Source organism: Actinomadura sp. 7K534 (assembly GCF_004348575.1).
Lineage (GTDB): Bacteria > Actinomycetota > Actinomycetes > Streptosporangiales > Streptosporangiaceae > Spirillospora > Spirillospora livida.
The window spans coordinates 1-6,242 of record NZ_SMKB01000336.1; the positions used below are offsets into that span (position 1 = coordinate 1).

Here is a 6,242-nt window from a genome sequence, read left to right on the forward strand (position 1 = left end):
CCCCGACGCCTTACCCGTAGCTTCAAAGGTCGTGGTCATGCCCTAATCGTCCTGAACCCCACGCCCCAGCACATCGGCCACGAGCCCCGACCCCCCAGGTCCCATAGACCTAGGACCTCAGCTCAGCCCCACCAAGACGGGCCCGACACGTCGCGCACGGCTGACAGCATCCGATGCCCCGGCCCGGCGCGGACGGCCCCGGGAGTTCCCGCAGGCCGGTGTCGGCGGTCGGCTGGGATTTCGGCTCCCAGTCCATGGCCCCGCGCAAGGAGGTCAGTCCGGCGTGGCTCGCCGGCGCACCAGTGGAAGGTACACCTCGTCGACAATCTCGACGAGCACCTCATCAGGCGCGGTAGGGACGCCGCGCACCACGAACTCGTTGCGCAACAGGACGATCGCCACTGTCGCGACGCGGGGGTGGAGTGCCTCCGGGGCGACCTCCCCGCGGGCCACGGCGCGTTCGAGGATGGTCAGCCAGGGGGCGGCCACGGCGTCGGCGGACTGGTCCGGTAGCCGCGCCACGAGCTCGGCCGCCCCGCCGGCGGCCGAGAGCAGGTCCCGCAGGATCGAGCCGAGCGGCGAACTCCAGTGGCGGTTCGCCCGGCGGAGCTGCTCAAGGACGTCGTCGCGCAGATTGCCGGTGTCGGGCGGCTGGACGGTCCTGGCCAGCCGCCCGTAGGCGGCGATGCCGAGGGCCAGCCGGTTCGGCCAGCGGCGGTAGATCGCGTTCTTGTTGGTGCGGGCGCGCTCGGCGACCCGGTCCATGGTCAATCCAGAGAACCCGGACTCGGTGAGCTCGGCGACGGCGGCGTCGAGGATCGCCTCCTCCAGGACGGCACCACGGCGCCGCGTCTGCCCATCCCCTGCTCGCTTCTCCGGATCGCCCACCATGCCTCGTCCCCGTGTCCGGTACCGCCGGTTCCTCGCCAAGGTTGGTGCCGCCGCCGCACGGAGGGCAAATAGGGTACGATTCGTACCCTATTTGGAAGAGGGGACCCCCATGCGCGCCAAGGGCATCACCTACGACACCGGCTTCGTCCGCGACGGGCGGAACTCGCGCGAACGCTTCGACCCGGCGCGAGCCGAGCGCGAACTCCGCATAATCCGGGAAGACCTGCACTGCAACGCCGTCCGAGTCAGCGGCGGCGATCCCGACCGGCTGGAACTGGCCGCCACACTGGCCGCCGACCTGGGCCTTGAGGTCTGGTTCTCGCCCTATCCGCTGGAGCTGACCGGCGAGGAGATGCTGACGCTCTTCGCCGACTGCGCCGAACGCGCCGAACGGCTCCGGCGGCGGGGCGCGGACGTGGTGTTCGTGACGGGTGCCGAGCTGAGTCTGATGAACAAGGGATTTCTCCCCGGCGACTCGCTGGCCGAGCGGGTCGGGCTGCTGAGCGGGCCGGAGCGGCTACGGGACCTGATCACCGAGGCCAGTGGCCGCGTGAACGGCTTCCTAGGCGACGCCGTGCGGCTCGTTCGCGAACGCTTCGGCGGCCGGGTCACCTATGCGGCCATCCATCTCGACTTCGTGGACTGGACGCCCTTCGACATCATCTCCATGGACCTCTACCGCTCGGCCGACATCGCGGACAAGTTCCGCGAAGGTGTCCGCACGCTCGTCGCGCAGGGCAAGCCGGTCGCGATCACCGAGTTCGGCTCCGCCTGCTTCCGCGGCGCGGGCGACATGGGCGCACGCGGGCTGGAGATCGTCGAGTACGACGAGGACACCGGCGTGCCCGTCCGGCTGAACGGCGAGTACGCCCGCGACGAAGCCGGCCAGGCCGCCTACCTGGACGAACTGCTGGACATCTTCAAGGCCGAAGGTGTCGACAGCGCCTTCGTGTTCATCTTCGCCCTCAACGACCACCCGCATCGCCCCGGCGGAGACCCGCGCGACGACCTGGATCTGGCGAGCTACGGCATCGTCAAGGTCCTCGAAAACGGCCACGGCACCACCTACCCCGACATGCCCTGGGAACCGAAGGCCGCCTTCACCACCGTCGCCGATCACTACCGCTGACGCTCCCCCAGCTCCACTGCACGGCCGGACCCACGATGTAGCGGATCTCGCGCCCGATGCTGTCGCCTCGCCGCCGACTTCGCCGCCCTGCCGCCTCGATGGCGGTGGGCGCCGATGCTGCTGGGCGGTACGTCGTTCTCCAGCCTGTACGCGAGCGGTGGCGGCGCGACGCACACCTTCATGATCGATATGAACGACCTGTCCAAAGAATTCGTCACACGACTGCTGGATGCACTCCGCGGTGCCGTGGGCCTGCGAAAGCCGCGACCGGTCCGTCATCCCGCGAGTGCTTCAGTTGTTCAGGAGGTGCCAGGCGGTCAGGGCGAGGCGGACCCGGGTCAAGCCGGTGGGGGCGGTCAGGTCGATGGCCAGGGTCCTGCCGATGTGGTCGAGGCGGCGGGCGATGCTGCTGTGGTGCCGGTGGAGGATGTCGGCGGCGCGGCGCAGGGAGCCGGTGGCGCAGTAGGCGTCCAGGGTCTCCAGGTCTTCGGCAGACAAGCGCTCGATCGCGGCGACGTCGGCGTTGCCGCGCATGGCGTCCGGCGGGATCTGGGCGAGCAGCGCCACAGCGCCGAGGTCGTCGTGGTGGACGACGGGGCGCCGGGGCGCGGTGAAGCGAAGGGCTGTGCGGGCCTGGCGCCAGGAGCGGTCGGGGCTCCCGGCGGCACCGATGCCCGCGCGCACGTCCGGCGGGAACCGGGACGCGTCGATGGCGCCGGCCAGGATGACGCCCACGCCGTCGAGCGGTGCCGCCTTGACCGGACGGGACGGGCACACCAGCCCGGCGACCTGGTCGAGGGGCAGCGCCGACCGCACCGCGGCGACACGGAACGGCGAGGAGGCGGCGAACCCGAGCAGGCGCAGCGCGCGTGCCCTGGCCGCCTGGTCGCCGTCCGCGCTGATCGCCAGTTCGACGAGGGCGGGGTCGGCCATGGTGGTGCGGGCCGGACCGTACCGTTCGAGGACGGCCGCGGCGGCGATGGCGAGCCGGTCCAGCAGCACCTCGTCCAGCGGGATGGGCGGGCCGGGACGTTCCAGCCACACCGTACCGATCTCCTCCTCGTCGAGGATGACGGGCACGGCACTGGACGCGGGCGGCGCGGGGCCGGGCGCCGGCCCGCCGTCGGACGCGGCACGGACGACCTGTCCCGTCCCGTGGATCCGGATGCCGGCCACGCACTCGGCCAGGCCCGCCGAGGCCCGCACGAGCGCCGGAAGATCCACCCGCCGGCGCATCAGCGTGTCGTAGAACACGACGACGCGGATCGCGCCCTCGGCGTACGAGTCCAGTCCCGACAGCCGGACGGCCAGAGCCTCCATGTCCGAAGGATAAGGCCACGGTCGTCGCGTGATTCGGGCGGAATGCGCGACGGACGGCGGATGATCCCGGTGCCGGCCGTCACGAGGATGGATGTCATGGATCCCGAACTCGCTGCATTCCTCCCGCTCATCCCCAAGGCCGACATGACCGATCCGATCGCCGCCCGCAAGCTGCTCGCCGAACTGGCCGCCGCGGCGCCGCGCGAGATCACGGCGGCGTCCGCCCCCGGCACCGAGGGCCTGGAGGTCGAGGACCACATGGTGCCCGCCGACCCGGACGTCCCGGTGCGGATCTACCGCCCGCGCCGCGCCCACGGCGCGATCGTCTGGCTGCGCGGCGGCGGCTGGATCGTCGGCGACCTGGACACCGAGCACCCGACCGCCGCCCGGCTCGCCGGAGCGTCCGGCGCGGTGGTGATCTCGGTGGACTACCGCCAGGCCCCCGAACACCGGTTCCCGGCCGCGCTCGACGACGCCTACGCCGTGCTGGCGTGGGCCGCCGAGAACGCCGCCGATCTCGGCATCGCCCCGGACCTGATCGCGATCGGCGGGCACAGCGCCGGCGGGGGCCTCGCAGCCGGGGCGGCGCTGCGGGCACGCGACGAGCAGGGGCCGCCGATCCGTTTCCAGCTGCTCAATCAGCCCGTGCTGGACGACCGGCAGGAGACGTGGTCGCAGCGCAATTTCACGGACACGCCCTGGCAGGACCGCGACAGCCTTACCGCGGTGTGGCGGCACTACCTGGGCGACGTTCCCGCGACCCCGGACGCGGCCGCGGCGCGTGCCGACGACCTGTCCGGCCTGCCACCGGCGTACATCTCGACCGCGGAGTTCGACCCGCTCCGCGACGAGGACATCGACTACGCGCTGCGCCTGCTCCAGGCGGGCGTCACGGTCGAACTGCACCAGTGGCCAGGGACGTTCCACGGCTCGCACGCGATCCTGTCCGCCGACGTGTCGCAACGGCAGATCGCCGAACTCGGCGCCGTCCTGCGCCGCGCCCTGGCCGATTGACGCGACCGCTAGACGACGTCCGGCCAGATCTGAGCCACCGGGGCGATTCCAGGCTATTCGAGGAGGTCTTCGGCCTTGTCGATGACGGCGGCGCGCTGGACCCAGCGTTCGAGCTGGTCGATGTCGGTGCAGTTCGTCACGCGCTCGCGGATCTCGTTGGGGACGGTGATCCCGCGGGCGCCGAGCACGAGCAGGACAGCCTTGGCCTCGCCCTCCGCGCGCCCCTCGCCCCGGTGGGTCTTGGCGAACTCGGACTGCCACTCATAGCCGGCGACGTTCACGATCTCCTCCAGGAGCTTGCAGGTCGTGGGGGTGAGCTGCGGCCGGTTGCGGACCATCTCCAACGGCAGCTCGTGATTACTCGAAGGCATGACGCAGACACTAAGTGCGACCACTGACATACGGACTGTATTCATCGGCCTTGTGAACAGCGGCACCGTCGCCCCCTTGGGTGACCTGCACGTTTGTCGGCCGTTGAAGGGGTGTTTCGTACGGCCGGTGCGTATTCGGGGGAGGCGATGGCCGGGGGTGATGGTTTACCGTGATCGCCTGGCTTCGGGGAGTTCTCGGCCTCGGCAGAGCGCGGACCACAGGAGGAAGGGTCGTGAAACGCATCCTGCTGTGGGCCGTGCCTCTCGGGATTCTGCTGCTAGCGCTCGCGGAGTGGGTTCTGCTGGCGAACCCTGGGGGGCGGCTCGCCGGGCTGGTCCTTCTTTCCATCCTGCTGGGGTTCGTCGGGGTCTTCGTGCTGGCGCCGGTCACCGTCGCGGTCGGCGCCATGGCCGACCGGTGGGGCCTCGTGGCGGCGACGGTCCTGGTCGGGGCGTGCCTGTCGGTAGGGGTCCTGGCGATCATCGGCTCGATCGAGCGCGACAAGCCCGGATACGTCTGGAAGTACGGCGAACCGGCCCGCGTCGCCATCCCGGACGAGACAACCTGCACGTTGTCCGGTTACACGTGCGGCGGGCATTGGACGCTCGACGGTAAGACGGTGCACGGCGGGGTCACCATGTCCCGGGCCGAGTACCGCTCCCTCCGCCGGTCGTCGGGGACGCCCCCGGACAACGCGCACCACTTCGAGGCGCGCGTCCTAGGAAACCGCGCCAGCACCGCCGGGCTGCGTGTGCGGCCCGCGAGTTCCGTGGCCCTGGGCAGGGTCCCCGAATGGACGGGCTGGACGGCGTGCGCGGTCGGGCTCGGCGCCGTCCTGATCGCGATCGTCTTGCCCCGACGCACGTCCCGAACACCTTCCGAAGCGCAGTAGGCGACCGGTCGCGGCCTCTGCAGAATGGTCGGCATGCGCAGGTCGGATCGATGGGCGTTCGCCGTCCTGGGAGTCGGCGTCGCGGCGACGTTGGGCGGCGTTCAGCTGGCGGGCATGCTGGACGATCCGCCCACGCCGCTGGCGGCCGAGTCCGAGTTCTGCCCCGAGCGTCCCGGCGGCGCAGCGCGGCCCGACACCGGTTACGCGGAGAGCGGCGAGCCCTATCGGGGCGGCGGCCCCCACCCGGTGGCATTTAACCTGCGGTACGCCGAGGTGGGGAACGTGGACGTCCCTGACCGATGGAAACCGGGCCAGGACGGCTCACCCCCCGGCCCCCAATTGGTCGCCTGCGTCTACCAGGACACCGCCGATTCACGGCGGTCCACGAGGCGGACGACTCCAGCGGCGTCACTTTCCAAGAACCCGACACCAAGAAGCTCCGGGCGGCCCTGCGCCCGCACATCGAGCGCTCCGTCGCGGCATGACACCCCGGTCGATGGTCGGGCCGGACGGGACGATCAGCGGGCCGGGTGCCGCTTGACCTGCTCGATCATGCTCGCGAACTGAGCAACGGTCAGGGTGAGGTGTCCCCCGTCCGGGTCCTTGCTGTCCCGCACCCCGACC

At 71.1% G+C, this 6,242-nt stretch carries 6 protein-coding genes; 3 read left to right on the forward strand and 3 right to left on the reverse strand.

Annotated elements, in window-relative coordinates:
- Positions 1–273: 273 nt before the first annotated feature.
- A complete protein-coding gene (locus tag E1266_RS34675; protein ID WP_132054406.1) occupies positions 274–891 on the reverse strand; it encodes a TetR/AcrR family transcriptional regulator in 618 nt (205 codons plus the stop codon).
- Between the two features lie 109 nt (positions 892–1,000).
- On the opposite strand from E1266_RS34675, the gene E1266_RS34680 reads away from it, so the two are divergent.
- Positions 1,001–2,020, forward strand: a complete 1,020-nt coding sequence (locus E1266_RS34680; RefSeq protein ID WP_132054408.1) for a hypothetical protein — start codon at positions 1,001–1,003, stop codon at positions 2,018–2,020.
- A gap of 291 nt (positions 2,021–2,311) precedes the next feature.
- On the opposite strand, the gene E1266_RS34685 is transcribed toward E1266_RS34680, so the two are convergent.
- Positions 2,312–3,340: a helix-turn-helix domain-containing protein gene (locus E1266_RS34685; protein ID WP_132054410.1), complete on the reverse strand. Its 1,029-nt coding sequence runs from the start codon at positions 3,338–3,340 to the stop codon at positions 2,312–2,314.
- Between the two features lie 96 nt (positions 3,341–3,436).
- Here E1266_RS34685 and E1266_RS34690 point away from each other — a divergent pair, with 96 nt between their 5' ends.
- Positions 3,437–4,354, forward strand: coding sequence for an alpha/beta hydrolase (locus E1266_RS34690; protein ID WP_132054412.1), 918 nt, complete (start codon positions 3,437–3,439; stop codon positions 4,352–4,354).
- 53 nt (positions 4,355–4,407) lie between these two features.
- Here the strand turns inward: E1266_RS34690 and E1266_RS34695 are convergent, their stop codons facing one another.
- Positions 4,408–4,725 carry a hypothetical protein gene (locus tag E1266_RS34695; protein ID WP_243719271.1) on the reverse strand — a complete coding sequence of 106 codons (318 nt, stop codon included), beginning with the start codon at positions 4,723–4,725 and terminating at the stop codon, positions 4,408–4,410.
- 233 nt (positions 4,726–4,958) lie between these two features.
- Here E1266_RS34695 and E1266_RS34700 point away from each other — a divergent pair, with 233 nt between their 5' ends.
- Entirely contained in the window at positions 4,959–5,618 is a 660-nt protein-coding gene (locus tag E1266_RS34700; RefSeq protein WP_132054414.1) for a hypothetical protein, read from the forward strand.
- The last annotated feature ends 624 nt before the right edge of the window (positions 5,619–6,242 follow it).